General features: G+C 62.4%; 10 protein-coding genes. 3 read left to right on the forward strand and 7 right to left on the reverse strand.

Going from position 1 to position 16,433, the window contains the following annotated elements; all coding sequences use genetic code 11:
• Window positions 1-33: 33 nt before the first annotated feature.
• Window positions 34-639, reverse strand: a complete 606-nt coding sequence (locus tag ACRTG1_RS10960; protein ID WP_206543843.1) for an EF-hand domain-containing protein — start codon at window positions 637-639, stop codon at window positions 34-36.
• Between the two features lie 150 nt (window positions 640-789).
• Window positions 790-1,497: a nitroreductase gene (locus ACRTG1_RS10965; RefSeq protein WP_206543844.1), complete on the reverse strand. Its 708-nt coding sequence runs from the start codon at window positions 1,495-1,497 to the stop codon at window positions 790-792.
• Between the two features lie 315 nt (window positions 1,498-1,812).
• Here ACRTG1_RS10965 and ACRTG1_RS10970 point away from each other — a divergent pair, with 315 nt between their 5' ends.
• Window positions 1,813-3,015 carry a pyridoxal phosphate-dependent aminotransferase gene (locus ACRTG1_RS10970; RefSeq protein ID WP_297560119.1) on the forward strand — a complete coding sequence of 401 codons (1,203 nt, stop codon included), beginning with the start codon at window positions 1,813-1,815 and terminating at the stop codon, window positions 3,013-3,015.
• A 32-nt stretch (window positions 3,016-3,047) separates the two neighbouring features.
• On the opposite strand, the gene ACRTG1_RS10975 is transcribed toward ACRTG1_RS10970, so the two are convergent.
• The 3 genes from ACRTG1_RS10975 to ACRTG1_RS10985 form a co-directional block, all read right to left on the reverse strand.
• A complete protein-coding gene (locus ACRTG1_RS10975) occupies window positions 3,048-3,230 on the reverse strand; it encodes a DUF3008 family protein (protein WP_206543846.1) in 183 nt (60 codons plus the stop codon).
• An 82-nt stretch (window positions 3,231-3,312) separates the two neighbouring features.
• A complete protein-coding gene (locus ACRTG1_RS10980) occupies window positions 3,313-5,436 on the reverse strand; it encodes a 3-hydroxyacyl-CoA dehydrogenase NAD-binding domain-containing protein (RefSeq protein ID WP_432516270.1) in 2,124 nt (707 codons plus the stop codon).
• A complete protein-coding gene (locus tag ACRTG1_RS10985; RefSeq protein WP_432516271.1) occupies window positions 5,436-6,698 on the reverse strand; it encodes an acetyl-CoA C-acetyltransferase in 1,263 nt (420 codons plus the stop codon). Before ACRTG1_RS10985 ends, ACRTG1_RS10980 begins: the two co-directional genes overlap by 1 nt.
• A gap of 688 nt (window positions 6,699-7,386) precedes the next feature.
• Between ACRTG1_RS10985 and ACRTG1_RS10990 the strand changes: the two genes are divergently transcribed.
• The gene (locus tag ACRTG1_RS10990; protein ID WP_206544306.1) at window positions 7,387-9,291 is read left to right on the forward strand and encodes an autotransporter assembly complex protein TamA; all 1,905 of its coding nucleotides are present in this window, start codon (window positions 7,387-7,389) and stop codon (window positions 9,289-9,291) included.
• Window positions 9,288-13,910: a translocation/assembly module TamB domain-containing protein gene (locus ACRTG1_RS10995; protein ID WP_432516272.1), complete on the forward strand. Its 4,623-nt coding sequence runs from the start codon at window positions 9,288-9,290 to the stop codon at window positions 13,908-13,910. The genes ACRTG1_RS10990 and ACRTG1_RS10995 overlap by 4 nt, the downstream gene beginning before the upstream one ends.
• Window positions 13,911-14,101: 191 nt before the next feature.
• Here ACRTG1_RS10995 and ACRTG1_RS11000 read toward each other — a convergent pair whose 3' ends face one another.
• Together ACRTG1_RS11000 and ACRTG1_RS11005 are read right to left on the reverse strand one after the other, a co-directional pair.
• Window positions 14,102-14,746, reverse strand: coding sequence for a protein-L-isoaspartate(D-aspartate) O-methyltransferase (locus ACRTG1_RS11000; protein WP_432516273.1), 645 nt, complete (start codon window positions 14,744-14,746; stop codon window positions 14,102-14,104).
• A gap of 136 nt (window positions 14,747-14,882) precedes the next feature.
• Complete coding sequence (locus ACRTG1_RS11005) at window positions 14,883-16,262, reverse strand: glycosyltransferase (RefSeq protein WP_297560133.1); 1,380 nt, start codon at window positions 16,260-16,262, stop codon at window positions 14,883-14,885.
• Window positions 16,263-16,433: the final 171 nt, after the last annotated feature.

A 16,433-nucleotide genomic window follows, 5' to 3' on the forward strand; every position in this document is an offset into this window, starting at 1 on the left:
CCCACCGATGCCTTTGTAGCAACCTACGTATTGTCAGCCATTGTCAGAGGGAGCTGCGCCGCGGCGCATTTCGCCCTTGCCGCCGCCCTTGTGCTCACCACCCTTGTGGTCGTGCCTGCGCTCCATCTTGCCGCGACCTTCGCCGCGTTCACCACCACCGCGCTTGCCATGCTCCGCCGCCATCTGGCGACCGCCACGGCGCATCTCGCGCTGGTCGAGCTGACCGTCATTGTTGGCGTCCATCAGCGTAAAACGCTTGGCGTGCTGGCTTTCGATCTCGGCGATGGTCACCTTGCCGTCGCCATCCGCATCGAGATGCTGTGCGGCGCGCTTGGCGCGGCGTTCTGCCATGCGCTGGGTTGCGAGATCCTGCAGTTCGGCATCGGAGAGCGTGCCGTCGCCATCGGCATCGGCTGCCTTGAGGCGATCAAGCTGAATGCTGGTGAACTCTTCAGCGGTGATGACACCATCGCCATCGGCATCAAAGCGGGCGAAACCGCGCATCTGCTTGCCGCCCTTCATCTGCTGCCCGGCAGCCTGGGGGTTGCCCTGACCATTCTGCGCAGCTTCCTGGGCGATGGCGGCGGAACCGGCAACCAGGCTGAGAGCCAGAGCCGACAACAGGATCTTGTTTTTCATGTCTTCATCCTCGTAAAGGGGCGCCGCTTGGGAGGCGCGGCAGGGAACGAGGTGAAATTGACCGATCCCACATTACGGCAACCTTGCCGGGGAATTACAAATTCGTAAGCAAGGGCCGTAGGTGGAAAAACATGATCTAGAGTCAGGCCCCTAGCGCACGAAGGAAACGAATTCCTCAAGCGGCTCGCGCTCGCTGCGCAGGCCGTTTTCCGGTGCAGAAGCGTCTTCATAGCCAAGCGCCATGCCGCAGACCACGATTTCCTCATCCGGAATGTCGAGGATCGGGCGGATCTGCTTGTGATAGGGCGCGAAAGCCGCCTGCGGGCAGGTGTGCAGGTCACGACCGCGCGCGGCGATCATCACCGACTGCACGAACATACCAAGATCGATCCACGAGCCCTTGTTGAGGCGGCGGTCGATGGTGAAGATCAGCCCGACCGGCGCGTCAAAAAAGGTAAAGTTGCGGTCATGCTGGGCGCGCATACGGTCCACTTCGCGCCGCCCGATGCCCAGAAGGCTGTAGAGCGCAAAGCCAACGGCGCGGCGGCGGGTCAGATAGGGCTCGAAGAATTTGTCGGGGTAGTATTTGTACTCGTCCCACTCGATCTTCTCGGGGCGGACGCCCGAAGAGAGGATCGCATCCGACAGTTCCTGCTTGCGCTCGCCAGAAACGACATAGACCTTCCAGGGCTGCATGTTCGTGCCCGAAGGCGCGCGTGCGGCAACGCGCAGAATATCCCGGATCGTGTCGTCATCGACCGGCTGGGGTAAAAACGCGCGCACGGAGCGGCGCGACAGCATCGCCTCGTCGACGATTTCCGAAACAGACAGTTCGTTCTTCTTTTCAGGGGCCAACATGCCGCCATCCTTCTGCAAAAATGCGGTGCGAACCGACGGATGCCCCTCACATCCATACCGCAACCCGTTCAGGATCGGATCGCCGAGCGTCCATCAGGACGTACAAAAACCGATCCAGACCATTGATGGAGCGCCGCGATAAACGGAAAACCGGTTTCCACTTTTCGATCCGGTGCTCTGGGAACACATGCCCCCGGGTGCGCTATTTGGTTGCGCTGTTCTCATGACTGCCACTCTGTTAAAAGAGCGGCCAGTGCGCGGTCCTCGTAGTCGAAGGGCCTTCCTTTTTCAAGTCGAATGCCAAGAGCCTCACCCATGCCAAAGCCTTCATCACGCATTTCCGGCATCGTTCCTTCCGGCAAAAACGGTTGGGAAATCCATTTCGCAGCCATGGCCCGCAAACAGGCCGGCGACAAGGTCATCATGCTCTCGGTCGGAGACCATGATTTCGACACGCCGTCCGAAACGGTCGAGGCCTGCGTCGAAGCCGTGCGCGGTGGCCATCACCATTATACGCAACTTCCGGGCCAGCCCCGACTGCGCGCCGCACTCGCCAAGCTCTCTGAAGAATGCACCGGTATCGAGACCAGCGCCGACGAGATCATGGTCACCATTGGTGGTCAGGGTGCGCTTTACGCAGCGTTTCAGGCAGTGCTCGATCCGGGCGCGCATGCGGTGATCGTGTCGCCCTATTACGCGACCTATCCCGGCACGGTGCGGGCCGCAGGCGGCCGTTTCACCGAGATCGAGACGCATGCGGAAAACAATTTCGAGCCGAGCCTTGAGGAGATCGAGGCCGCGCTTGAGGCCGACACGCGCGCCATTCTCATCAACTCGCCGAACAATCCGACGGGCGCGGTCTATTCGCGCGCCACGATTGAGCGCATTGCCGAAATCTGCCGCGAGCGTGATATCTGGCTTCTGTCCGACGAGGTCTACTGGACCATCCGGTCCGACAAGGAGCATGTCTCGCCGCGCGCCCTGCCCGGCATGAAGGAGCGCACGCTGGTCATCAATTCGCTGTCGAAGAGCCACGGCATGACCGGCTGGCGCGTCGGCTGGCTGACCGGCCCCGCCGACATGATTGCGGTGATGACCAATCTCAACCTCGTCGCCACTTATGGCCTGCCCGACTTCACCTCGCATGCGGCCACCGCCGCCGCCGAGAACGGTTTCGGTGTGGTTGAGATCGCCGAACTCTACACGAAACGGCGCGAGGCGTTTCTCGATGCCGTGCGCGGCATGAATGGTGTCGTCGTTCGCGGTTCGGAAGGCGGCATGTATGTCATGCTCGACATTCGGGCCATCGAGCAGGATTGCGAAAAGTTCGCCTGGGACTTCCTGAACGCGGAAGATGTGGCGGTTCTGCCGGGCGCCAGCTTCGGCGACGCCGCAAAAGGCCATATCCGCATTTCCATGTGTCAGGATGAGGAAACGCTGCGGGAGGCTGCAAAGCGGCTGGAGCGTTTCATTTCCGGCCGTCTCGATGCGGGCAAGTCAGCCACAGCCGCAGGCTGACCCTGAGGCCATGAGGCGCGCGCTGGCGCGCCTCAGTCCTTCTTCTCGGGCAAATCGTCGTGGCTGGTTTCCGCCAGTTCTTCGAGTTCCGCCTCGCTCATCGTCTCGAACATGTCCAGCGAAGCGCCCTTCAGATCCGATTTCGGCGTGTCACCACGCCTCGCAGACAAGGCAGCCCCGGCGGCTTTTTGCTGAGCCTTTGACTTTGCTGGCATCGGCATATCCTTTCGTCTTGCATCCGAAAGGGAAATTCCGCGAATGCGCTCAGGGTTCCCACAATCACACGATTTGCGGCTCTCACGACATGGCGCGGGGTGACGCTGCAATTTTCAGCCAGTAAGGATCGGGGGTGAAACGCTCACCATATTTTTCCTGCAGGCGTTCGAGTGTCGAGACGATCTCTGCACACCCCCGCCGGCGGGCATAGGTCAGCGGGCCGCCCCGGAACGGAGCGAAGCCCGCCGCGAACACCATCGCGGCTTCAAGCGTTTCCTCATCGGCCACGACACCTTCGCGCAGACAGGCCGCACAGCTGTTGAGCATTGGCAGGATCAGCCGGTCCGTAATCATCGGATGTGGCGTGAGACGATTGCTCTTCTTCTTCGGGCGACCCGACTTGTCATATTCGTAGAGGCCGCTTCCCGTTTTTATGCCGGTACGCCCTTCGGCAACCAGGGTTTCCAGCCATTTTGGGCCTGTCTGCTGCGCTTTGCCGCGCTTGGGATTGAGCGCCCGCGCAACCTCAAGACAGATGTCCAGCCCTATCCGGTCAGCAAGTTCTGCGGGACCGACGGCCATGCCGAAATCCTCTGCCGCCTCGTCGAGGCTCTCCTTGCGAACCCCTTCCTCCAGCATCACAAAGGCTTCACCAAGATAGGCGGAAAGTGCCCGGTTGACGAGAAAGCCCGGCGAACTGCGGACGGGCGCCGGCAGACGATCGATTGAGCCGCAGAAGGCCATGAGCCGTTCCTTCACCGTGCGTGACACCCGGCTGTGCGAGACAACCTCCACCAGTTCCACTTGAGATACCGGATTGAAGAAATGCAGCCCGGCGACACGCTCGGGAGAGGACACGACGCCAAGCAGTGTATCGAGCGAGAGGCTCGTCGTGCTGGAAACCAGAACCGCGTCTTTCTTCATGCCGGAAGAGACCGCTTTGAGAAGCTTGCGTTTGACGTCCAGTTTCTCTGCGGCCGCCTCGATGACCAGATCCGCGTGACGCAGGCCGTCGTCAGCGAAATCCGGGATCAGACGGTCGAATGCCGCACGCTGCTCCGTGCCTGAGTGGAGCCATTCCCCAAACTGTCTGGCCGCGCGTTCAATGGCCGCTGTCAGCGCCTTCTCGTCAGTGTCCGACAGCGTGACGCGCAGCCCCCGCGATGCGCACCACGCGGCAATGTTTGCCCCCATCGCTCCCGCGCCGATGACGTGAACATGCGCGATACCGCTTTCTCCCCCGCCACTCGCCTTCAAATGCTCGCGCAAAAAGAACACATGGATCAGATTTTGCGCCGTGGCTCCGGAAAGAAGCCTGGCGAAAGACCGTATCTCGCCAGCTTGCATGGCTGATTTGCGACCGCCATTTCGCAGCCATAGATCGATCAGGCGATAGGGCGCCGGATAGTCCTTCTCCCGCACCTGCCGCGCCACAGAAGACCGCATCTTGCGGACCGCCAGATGCCGGAAGGGCGAAACGGCGCTGAGGCGCGAGAGGCCGGACCCCGGCCTGGCCGGCTTCAGCCTGCGCGAGACAAGCGCCTCTATGGAACTGGCCACGTGGCGCTCTTCAACCACGGTATCGACAAGACCCAGTTCACGGGCCTTCCCTGCATCGACCGGCTTGCCATCCAGCATCATCTTCATGGCTTCGCCCGGCGCAATCAGCGCGGGAAGACGGAAGCTGCCGCCGAGCCCCGGATGAAGCCCCAGAGATATTTCGGGAAAGCCGAACGTCGCTCCCTCAATGGCGATGCGGTGTTTGCAGGCAAGCGCGAGCTCCAGCCCGCCGCCAAGACAGTGGCCATGAACCACGGCGATGGTCGGGATCCGCAAAGCGGCCAGACGGTCGATGATCGCATGCGCACGCTTCATGCGCGCTTCCGCTTCAACCGCCTCCGTTATCCCCTGCAACTCGCGGATGTCGGTCCCGGCAATGAACCCACCGGTCTTCGCTGACCGGATGACAAGCGCAGCGAGCGCAGTGGCTTCGATCTTCTCCAGAAGCGCGTCGAGCTCCACCAGCACATCTTCGCAGAGCGTGTTGGTGTTTTCGTCCTCCCGATCAAGGACCAGCCACGCGATGTCGCCGGCATCCTTCGACAAGGACCAGTGTTTCTTCTTCTGGATTTTCTTCAGACCATGTCCGAGCGTCAACTGACGACGGATCATGTTTTCGCTCGCGGGCATGTTCTTTTCAGCCATTATCCGACCTCCACAAGCATGGCCCCGGAAAGTCCGCCGCCGATGCACTCTGTCGCGATGCCCCGCTTCTGCCCCTTCTTCCGCATGGCGTTGACAAGATGGAGAACGATCCGGTTGCCGCTGGCGCCGACGGGGTGACCGAGGCTGATGGCCCCGCCATCCACATTCAGCCGGTTGCGGTCGATGCGTCCGAATGCCCGTTCAAGCCCCAGAACGTTGCGGCAGTAGTCCACATCCTCCCAGGCGGCCTGGCAGGCAAGCACCTGCGCGGCAAAGGCCTCGTTCAACTCCCACAAATGGATATCGCTGCGCGTCAGCTTCTGACGCTGCAGGAGTGCGGTTGTGCTCAGCGTCGGCCCAAGCCCCATGATGGAGGGATCGAGCCCCGACCATTCGCTGTCGACGATGCGCGCGAGCGGCGTCAGACCGTGCTTTTTGACGGCGGCCTCCGATGCGAGGATCAGCCAGGATGCGCCATCGGTAATCTGGGATGCGTTGCCGGCTGTGACCCGCCCATGGGGCTTTTCAAACGCCGGACCAAGCCGGGCCAGATCCTCGACGGAGGTTTCGGGCCGGACACCATCATCCGCGATAAACATCTCGCCATCGCCGGTAACCAGCGGCACGATCTCACGCGCCAGCGCCCCGCCTGTCTGCGCCTTGGCCAGCCGCTGATGGCTTTCAGCCGCATAGGCATCCGCTGCCTCTCGGGAAATGTTGAACAAATGTCCGACCTTCTCGGCTGTCTGCCCCATGGTGAGCAGAGTGACGGGATCTGTCAGCCCACGCTCCAGCCCGACAACCGGCTTCAGCAGGCGCATTTCGAAAGCCTTCAGAGCCCTTAGCTTCCCCAGGAAAGAGGTCGCGCGGGAGTATCGGCTGAACCACGCAGCCCCTTCCCGTGACCAGACCAGAGGCGCGTGCGACATTGCTTCCGCCCCGCCAGCCAGAACAAGGTTCGCGCTGCCGGACTGTATCGTGCGGAAAGCGGTGTCGATGGACTGCATGCCCGCCCCGCAATTGACCTGCACGGTAAAGGCGGGCATGGCGTCGCCCATGCCAAGCCGCAGCGCTGCGACACGCGCAGGATTCATTTCGTCGACCGGCACGTTGACACAACCCAGGATCACCCGTTCGAGACTGTCCGCAGCAAAGGGCTGGCGCGCAAGAAGCGCCCGTCCGCACTGAACCGCCAGGTCCACGGGGGAGAAGGGGCCGGGCTTGCCGCGCGCCTTCAAAAAAGGCGTGCGCGCGCCATCCACAATGTAGACCGCCTCCCTCGAAGCCGAACTGCTTCGCGAAGCCGAGCCTTTGCGTGATGCCGTCACCTTTTTGCGGGAACCCGAGCGTGATGCTGCAGCGGATTTCACGGGCCGGGCTCTCCTTGAAGCGGGCTCTGCGGAAGCAGAGGTCTCGGAAGCACTGTGAAAGGGGGCGGCTTTCGGCGGGGAGGATTTGGCGGGAATGGCGCGCCGGGGCTTTCTGTTTCGGGGGATGGCTCGCGTCAGATCAGGCTCGCTGATGTCTGGCTCCATCAGCGCAGCAGGGCTTCCGAGCGCTTCTGCTTCTTCCGGCGACAACGATTCGCCCTGGGTATTCCGGGGTTCCGGCCTGCGTGGTTTTTGTGCCATTCGACACGTGCCTCTCCTTGAAAACAAACGTATTGCGATTGCCTGAACCGCCCCCGGCAACCCTGAATTGGCCACGGACAGACAACCACCTTCTCATTTCGTAGGTCTCAATTCGGCTTCACTTCAAATAACGCCGGCTTTAAGCCACATTTTCTCGAGACAGCCGACTAGCTGCATTGGCCGTGATCGTTGTTTGTGATTTAACCTCGATATTCTGCACAGTGAGAGCGTGAGACGTTAACGTCACGGCAAGACCGATGGCCGACACTCGGCTCGAGAATGGGAGACGGGTTTGAGTAGGATCGACGTCAAGTCGTCGATGGGTCGGCGTTTGCAGGGGCCTCTTGCGCTCTCGCTCATGCTCGCCTTCACGACCGCTCCCGCCGACGCTTTCGAGCTGTTCGGCATCAAGCTCTTTGGCAAGGACAAGGTCGCCGAGGAAAGCGAGACCATTGGCGAACCGTGGAATTACACGGTCGACTTCGTCGTTCCCTATGGTTTCGAGGATGTCGAAAAGTCGCTCAAGGGTTCTTCAACTCTATGGACCGACCGCGAAAGACCGGCCTCCGGCGCTGCCGGTCTCATTGTCAGGGCGCGCGGCGATTACCGCCGCATCCTGAACACGCTCTATGGATCAGCGCTCTATGGCGGTTCGATCACGATCACGATCGACGGCAGGGAAGTCTCCGAACTCCCCATCGACGCAAACATTGCCAATCCGGCCAATGTGCGGGTCGAGGTGGACCCCGGCCCTGTCTTCCGCTTCGGACAGGCACAGATCATCAATCAGGCCCCGCCTGCCAAAAGGCGCAGGGACCGCGTCGAAGACCCGGCCAGGGAAGGCTTCCTCACCGGCGAAATTGCCCGTTCGGGAACGATCCTCCAAGCCGGACGCCTGGCGGTCGAAGCCTGGCGCTATCAGGGGCACCCAAAGGCGAAAATCGGCAACCAGCAGGTGACGGCAGAGCACAGGACCAGCACGGTGGATGCGGTTCTGACCATGGAGCCCGGCCGCAGCGCCGTCTATGGAGAGGTATCGGTCAGCGGGACCGAGCGCATGGACCCGGAGTTCGTGGCGCGCCAGACAGGCATCGTTCCCGGCCGCGAGTACAATCCAAACGATCTGGAACGCGCCAAAAAGCGCCTTGCAAGGCTTGATGTGTTCCGTTCCGCCCGCATCGAGGAAGCAGAAGAGATCAAGCAGGATGGTTCCCTGCCTCTTTCGGTCAGCGTTCAGGAACGTCTGCCGCGCCGCTTTGGCGTGGGCGGCACCTATTCCACGCTCGACGGTCTCGGCGTGGAAGCCTACTGGATGCACCGCAATCTGTTCGGCCGTGCCGAGCGCCTGCGCTTCGAAGGCAAGGTGCTGGGCATCGGCAACACGTTCAAGCCGGAAGACCTGACCTATCGGGTTGGCGCATCGTTCACCAAACCCGGCGTCTACACGCCCGACACGGACTTTCAGGCGTCCGTCTTCGGCGACCGCGAGGTTCTGGAGCGCTACACCCGCACCAGCGTGACCGCGCAGGCCGGTTTCCACCATGAATTCAACGAAGAGCTTTCGGGCAGCCTCTTTGCGAATGTAGACCGGGCGCGCTTCGACGACGATTTCGGCACACGCGATTTCCTGACGGTGGGGCTTTCGGGCACGGTCACCTATGACAGCCGCGACAATCCTGCCGACGCGACGGAAGGCTTCTTCGCTGAAGCCTCGCTCGACCCGTTCTACGAGATGGAATACGGCAATCTGGCGGCACGCATGATGCTGGAAGGCCGGGCCTATTACGATTTCGGCAGCGACGGGCGCTTTGTGGCGGCCGGCCGCGCCAAGCTCGGTTCACTCGTGGGCGCCCCCATCTCCGAAACCCCGCCCGACAAGCTGTTCTTCGCAGGCGGCGGCGGTTCGGTGCGCGGCTATGCCTATCGCAATATCGGTGTCGACACGCCCAATGGCGTGGCTGGCGGACGCTCTCTGATGGAGGCATCGGCCGAACTGCGCGCCCGCGTGACCGACAGTATCGGCCTTGTCGGCTTTGTCGATGCCGGTCTGGTCGGCGCTGAATCGTTCCCGGACTTCAATCAGGATGTCAGGATCGGCGTCGGCGCCGGCCTGCGTTACCTCACACCTCTTGGCCCCGTGCGCCTGGATGTCGCCGTGCCGCTTGACCGGCGCAACGACGATCCGAGCGTCGCCTTCTATGTCGGGATAGGACAAGCATTTTGATCCGCCTCCTCGCCGCCCTCAGCCTCCTTCTCCTCCTGCTGCCGGCCATGGCGCAGGACACGCCGAGCGAAAGCACGCCCGAAGAGGAGCGCTCTTTCCTGACGCGGCTGCTTGAAAACCAGCTCTCCACCCCGAACCGGCAGATCCGCATCTCGGGCATTCGCGGGGCGCTCTCCTCGCAGGCAACCATTGGCGAGATCACCATCGCCGACCGCGAAGGCGTCTGGCTTCGCCTTCAGAATGCATCGATCAACTGGAGCCGCTCGACCCTGATTCTGCGGCAGCGCCTTGAGGTGCAGAGGCTCGCCGCAGAGAGCATCGAGGTGACGCGCCGGCCACTGCCGGATGAAACGGCCCTGCCTTCCCCTGAATCGCGCTCGTTCCAGGTTCCCGAACTGCCGCTGGCGATCAATCTGGAACAGCTGGAAATCCCGAAGGCAACCTTCGGCCACGATGTGTTCGGCCTCGCCGCCGAACTGTCGCTCACCGGTGCGCTCAGAATTGCCAGTGGAACGCTGGACACGAATTTCGACGTCAAGCGCCTCGATGGCCCCGGCGGGCAGTTCGCCCTGAAGGCGGCTTTCTCCAACGAAACGGAAGTTCTCGACCTCGACCTCGTGCTCGACGAGCCCGCAGACGGCGTTGTCGCCAACCTGCTTAACGTGCAGGGACGCCCGCCGCTGAAACTGACCATTGCCGGCAACGGCCCGCTTAGCGATCTGGACATCAAGCTGGCGCTGGAAGCCGATGGCGTGCCCGCCTTTGGCGGCACGGCGCGTCTCCGCGAGCGTGACGAGGGCCTTGGCTTCTCGGCAAGGCTCGCCGGCGCCATCGGCCGGCTGGTTCCGGCCCAGTTCCGCGACTTCTTCGGCGCAGGCACACATATCAATGTGAGCGGCGTGTCCAAGACGGGCGGCGGCGTTCTGCTTGAGAACCTTCAGATCTCCAGCGCCTCCATGCGCATCGAGGCAGCAGCCGAAACCGGCAGCGACCACTTCCTGACCGCTCTTTCGCTGAGCGCCAGCGTGGCCGACCCCAATGGCAAGCGCGTCCTCCTGCCCGTTTCGGGCGGCGAAACCTCGTTGCAGACGGCAAACCTCAATGTGACCTTTGGCGAAGCCGGCTCCGAGCGCTGGCGCGGCAATCTGGCGATTGACGGTCTCCAGACCTCGGAATTCGCTGCCGGCCGCACGGAGCTCGTCATGGGCGGGCTTGCCCAGAACCTGAACAATGCAGAAAACCGCCGCATCAGCTTTGACGTCGATGGCGGCCTTTCCGGCATCACCGCAAAGCAGGCCAAGATCGCCAAAGCGCTGGGTGATGCGCTGGATATCGCGGTCAAGGGGGACTGGCGGGCCGGCAATCCGGTCATGCTGGAGAATGCCAGCATTTCGGGCAACGGGCTGGAAACCGCCCTGCGCGGACAGATCGATGAGTTCGCCTTTACCGGCGACATCCTCCTCAGTGCCGAGGACATCGCGCCCTTCTCCGGCCTTGCCGATCAGGAACTTGCAGGCGCGGTCGACCTCAAGGCAAGCGGCACGGTGCGCCCGATCAGCGGCGCATTCGATCTCGACCTTGATGGCACGGCGACCGATCTGCGCATCGAAAACGAGATGGCGGGCAATCTTCTGGCCGGCACGACCCGCATCGATGGCGGCGTGGCGCGCGGCGCCGACGGGCTGACGGCGCGCAAGCTGCGCCTGGCCAATGACCAGCTGACGCTGAACGCCGACGGCAATTTCGCCACCGGCAAGGCCAATTTCACCTTCGACGCCGCTCTGGAAGACATGGCGCTCCTCTCGAAGGAGGCGTCGGGACGCCTGACGGCCACCGGCCGCGCCCAGGGCGCGGAAGGACGCATCAACCTGACCTTCAAGGCCGACGCCCCGAGCGGCAGCCTCGCGGGCCGCGCACTGACCGAAGCCGCGCTTGGCTTCACCGGGCAGCTGGAGAAGCAGGTGCTCACCGGTCAGGTGGACGGCACGGCCTTCCTCGCCGGCGAACGCGTTGAACTGGCGAGCCACATCGTCCTTGACGACACGCAGCGCCAGCTGACGGAACTGAGCTTCCGCGCCGGCGGCGCAAGCGCAACGGGCAATGTCATTCAGGATGTTCAGAAGAACCTGATCGACGGCCGGCTGAACATTGACGCCGCTGACATCTCCACCGCCGCAGCACTGCTGCTGCGCGAGGCGAGCGGCAGCGTGAACGCCGAAATTTCGCTGTCACCGGTGAATGACAGCCAGACGGCCGACATCAATGCGACGGTCCGCAATCTGGAGATCGATCAGACGCGCGTCTCGAACGCGGAGATCGCCGCCACGATCGAAGATCTGTTCGGCGTGCCCGCAGCGGTGGGCGAGATCTCTGCCGACGACATCACCGCCGGTGGCATCGGCATCACGCGGCTGGACGCCAGTGCACGGCAGGAAGGCGACGCCACCCAGTTTGAAGGCTCCGCCCTTCTCGATCAGGGCACGAAGCTCGCCACAAAGGGAGCGCTCGCGCCCGAGGGCGAAGGTTTTCGGGTGAGCCTCGACCGTCTCACACTCAATCAGGGAGCTATTAGCGCGCGTCTCGTCAACGCCACCTCCCTGCTGGTTCAGGGCTCAAGCTACACGCTCGACCCGCTGGAAATAGACGTTGCGGGCGGTCGCATCAGGGCCAGCGGCAAGGTTGCCGATAGCCTCGACCTGGCCGTCGATCTCGCCAATGTGCCGCTCTCCATCGCGAACACGATCCAGCCGGATCTCGGTCTCGGCGGTACGCTGAACGGCAAAGCCGACATCAAGGGCACACGCGCGAAGCCGATGGTCACATTCGATGTTGCTGGCCGCAGCATCACCTCCTCCATGCTTCAGCAGGCCGGCCTGAGCATGCTGACCGTGGACGCCTCCGGCACGACGGACGGCAACCGCCTCAATGTGAACACCAGTATCACCAGTCCCGAAGGTCTCAACGCTTCCGCCAGGGGCGTCGTGCCCTTCGATAACAGCCAGCTTGCCATGGATGTGGCCTTGAACGCCTTCCCGCTGGCCGCGCTCAACCGCGTGGTGAAGGGACAGAAGCTGGCCGGCCAGGTGACGGGCAATGCCCGCGTGACCGGCAGGCTCAATGCGCCTGAAGCGCGCTTCGATGTCCGCGCCTCCGGCCTGAATGCAGCGCCGCTGGCAAGCGCCGGCCTCGGCCCGCTTCAACTTGCCGCCAATGGCAGCTTCGCCCGCAACAGGGTGCAGCTTGCAAGCCTCACCGCCAATGATCCCAATGGTCTCGCCATTCAGGCCAGCGGCAGCGTGCCCCTTTCGGGCTCGGGCCTCGGCATCAATGTGTCGGGCACCGCGCCCCTGTCCATCGCCAACCGCATGCTTGCGACGCGCGGGACGCAGCTTTCCGGCACAGCGACGGCAGATGTGCGTGTTTCGGGCGCTCTCTCCAATCCGGTGATCAACGGCACGATCTCCACCGCCAATGCAGCAGCCGTCGATCCGCTCACCAATCTGCGCGTCAATGATGTGCGGCTTGCCGCCACGCTGACAGGCGACCGCGTGTCGATCACCGAAGGTTCGGCAGCACTTGCCGCCGGCGGCCGGGTTTCCATCTCGGGATCGGTCTCGACCAATGCCCAGGCCGGCTTCCCCGCCGATCTGCGGATCAGCCTCGACAATGCCCGCCACACGGATGGCGAGATGGTGACCGCCACGGTGGATGGCGCACTGTCGCTGACAGGCGCCCTCACCCGTGATCCGCTTCTGGCCGGCGAGGTCAATATCGAGCGCGCCGAAATCATCGTCCCGGAAAATCTGGGCGGCGGCGCTGCGGCCATCAATGTGCGCCATGTCGATCCGCCCCGCGCGGTGGCGCTCACGCTTGAACGCGCCCGCGCCGACGACGGCACGCCGATGCCAACCGCGCGACCGAGCGTCATGCGGCTGAACGTCAATGTCACGGCCCCTGCCCGCATCTTCGTGCGCGGCCGCGGCCTCGACGCCGAGCTTGGCGGTTCGGTCCGCCTCACCGGCCCGGTCACCAACATCCAGCCGGTCGGCGGCTTCAAGCTCATTCGCGGCCGTCTCTCCATCATCGGCCAGCGTATCACCTTCGATGAAGGCGAAGTCACGCTGGTTGGCGATCTCGACCCGCAGCTCAACTTCGTCGCCCGCTCGCGCGGCAATGACATCATCGTCTTCATCAATGTTCGTGGCCGTGTTTCCGATCTCAACATCTCGTTCTCCTCGCAGCCGGAGCTGCCGGAAGACGAAGTGCTCGCCCGATTGATCTTCAATCGCGGCGTGAACGAGCTTTCCGCCGTGCAGATCGCGCAGCTGGCCGCAGCGGCGGCGGAGCTTGCCGGTGGCGCCAACACGTCGCTTCTCGGCTCGCTGCGCAACGCCACCGGGCTTGATGACCTGGATGTGATCACCGACAGCGAAGGCAACGCGGCGGTGCGCGCCGGGCGCTACATCCAGGACAACATCTATCTGGGCGTGGAGGCCGGTGCGAAGGGCACGACGCGCGGTACGGTCAATCTGGACATCACCGAAGACCTGAAAGCGCGCGGTTCGCTCGGCTCCGATGGCGATTCAAGCGTCGGCATCTTCTTCGAGAAGGACTACTAGGGTCAGGACGCCAAGTCGTCGACAGAGCAAAAAGAAAGCCGGCCAGAAAACTGGCCGGCAATCGGCGCGCATGGTTCGGGTCGGGGGGATGGTGGGGCGCGCGCCTGGAGCAAGAACACACACGCCCCGCAAAGGTTCCACACCGTTTCAATTTTATCGAACGCGCACGAACACCTGCGCGTGAGACCGCCTCAGCGCTGCCAGCCCTGTGCGCCGATGAGCGGAACGAAGGACACCGGCGCGAGATCCTCGGTGCGGAAGTTCTCCTCCCCGTCCCGCGTCACGCATGTCAGCTTCTGGGGACCGGAGGCGGAGCCGACGGGCATGATCAGCCGCCCGCCCATGGCAAGCTGCGCGCGCAGTGCCTCCGGCACACGTGGCCCGGCCGCAGCGATGATGATCGCATCAAACGGCGCTTTCTCGGGAAGCCCGAGCGTTCCATCGCCCACGGAAAGCGTGACATTGTCGAGATAACCGCCCGTCTCCAGCCGCTCGCGGGCGGCTGTGGCAAGCGTGTCATGCCGCTCGATCGAAAAGACGTGGCCGGCGAGCAGAGAGAGGATTGCGGTGGAGTAGCCAGACCCCGTGCCCACTTCGAGAACCCGGCTTTCAGGCCCGAGCTCCGCCGCTTCCGTCATCAGGGCAACGATATAGGGTTGGGAAATGGTCTGCCCGTCGCCAATGGGCAGGGCCCCGTCTTCATAGGCGAGTTCGGCGAGATGATTGGGAACGAAGCGTTCGCGCGGCACCTGCGCCATGGCGTCCAGAACCGCTTCGGAGGCAATGCCGCGCCGCCTGAGCACCGCCAGCATCTCTGCGCGGCGCACTGTCTGCATGTCTGTGTCGTCGTCTCTGCTCACGCCTGCCCGGCTCGATCAAGGATTGGTTCCACAATCCCTATAATGTCGCCAAAGGGGCTGCAACGTCCATAGTTGGATGTGATGCGGCAGGCATTCCGGCGGACAAGATCCACTAGGAGGGCTGTAACGATCTGAGCCGCTTCAGAACGGGCTTTGCGTAACGGGCGGCAAAACGCCTTGCCCGGCGATATGCGACCTGAGGAAGCCAACCGAACCGGCCCCAGAAATAGACGCTCCTGATCTTCTTCTCCTGCGTTTCCCAGGAGTACTCCTGATCAAAAATACGTCTGCTTTCTGCAGTATAGGCATAGTTAGAAGGATTACCGAGCAACGTGCGAATGCCACGTGCGATATCGGACGGATCTGTAGGGTTGACCACTTCACCAATGCCCAATCGCTGCACGAAGGTGCGCATGTCGGGGAAGTCAGAAGCGCAGATCGGAATGCGGGCAAGCGTCGCCTCGAACAGTTTGTTCGGCATGGAGTAGCGATAGCTCAGGGCAACCGGCTCAATCACACAGATGGCAACATCCGCATCACTGATGGCAGAAGGCACCTGGTGGTGCTCGACGGGATCAAGCAGATGCACACGATCACCGACACCGTTCTCCTCCGCCACCGACATAAACCATTCATCGCGATTGCTGCGAGGGCCCATCACCGCGAGATGCGCGTCGGGCAATTCGCACAAGGCTTTCACCGACGGCACAAGGCCTCTTCCGGTTTTCATGACATGCCCCGTGTAAACAATCAGTGGCGTGTTTTCCGGAAGGCCAATGCGTGAACGGAGATTCGGCACCGCCAAACTGTCAGTTTCAACTGCTTTCGGCGCATTGAACACGACGGTTGGACGCGAACCAAAGCGCTTTCCATATTCTGCAGCGATGGACTCACTGCACGTAATCATGTGCCCTACCGAAGGAAACAGCGCATTCTCGGTCCTGATGGCCATGCTCTTGGCATCTCTGGACATCGGTGGATTGCGGTCATACTCCAGTTCATGCGCATCATAGATCACACGTCCGCCGACACGACGCGACAGAGCCACGCCAGCCGCAAGTGTCTCGATGTCGTGGCAGTGGATGAAAGCGGCGGGCTCTGATATCGCCTGCTTCATCAGAGCTTCAGAATAGAAGTAGCGCTCAGTAATTCTCAGCTGTTCTCGTCTAGCGGTGCGCTCATGCCAGGGCTTTTCGAATTTCCTCGCCTGCTCATCCCAATCCAGCGTCAATCGCTGGACCATCTCCTCTCGCAATGCGCCGAAGGCCTGAAGCGTTTCCTCGCAGAATGGCGGCTCTGACCTGAAATGCCGGATATCAAAACGACGAATCTCGAAGCCATTCCTCGTTTCCCTTTCCGGATGATCAGGGCTGAAACGCGCGAAAACGATTACGCGAAACCCCTGTTTCGCTATCGCTTCTGTTTCCTTCAACACCCGTGCATCCTGAGCACAATGGTTGTTGACCAAAACATACACAATCTTCTGAGGCAAAATTCAGCTCCCGAGCTCTGCGCAAGCTGTAAAGCGAAACCGACCGGTCGCACAAGTCATCAATTACGACTGACTTTAAAGCCGCTTGAATCCTGCTGTCGCGTCCTCAAAAAAGGAGCGCTGTTCACGATGAGCGAGATAGGCAAACGCCGACGCGCCCTGGCAGCACAA

It is taken from the genome of Nitratireductor sp. PBL-C9 (assembly GCF_050877045.1).
GTDB classification, from domain to species: domain Bacteria; phylum Pseudomonadota; class Alphaproteobacteria; order Rhizobiales; family Rhizobiaceae; genus Nitratireductor; species Nitratireductor aquimarinus.

Excerpts from the sequence above, each read along its gene's own strand:
- ACRTG1_RS10960 (WP_206543843.1), bottom strand. The coding sequence starts at position 639 with ATGAAAAACAAGATCCTGTTGTCGGCTCTGGCTCTCAGCCTGGTTGCC.
- ACRTG1_RS10975 (WP_206543846.1), bottom strand. The coding sequence starts at position 3,230 with ATGCCAGCAAAGTCAAAGGCTCAGCAAAAAGCCGCCGGGGCTGCCTTG.
- ACRTG1_RS10990 (WP_206544306.1), top strand. The coding sequence starts at position 7,387 with ATGGGTCGGCGTTTGCAGGGGCCTCTTGCGCTCTCGCTCATGCTCGCC.
- ACRTG1_RS10980 (WP_432516270.1), bottom strand. The coding sequence starts at position 5,436 with ATGGCTGAAAAGAACATGCCCGCGAGCGAAAACATGATCCGTCGTCAG.
- ACRTG1_RS10965 (WP_206543844.1), bottom strand. The coding sequence starts at position 1,497 with ATGTTGGCCCCTGAAAAGAAGAACGAACTGTCTGTTTCGGAAATCGTC.
- ACRTG1_RS11000 (WP_432516273.1), bottom strand. The coding sequence starts at position 14,746 with ATGCAGACAGTGCGCCGCGCAGAGATGCTGGCGGTGCTCAGGCGGCGC.
- ACRTG1_RS10970 (WP_297560119.1), top strand. The coding sequence starts at position 1,813 with ATGCCAAAGCCTTCATCACGCATTTCCGGCATCGTTCCTTCCGGCAAA.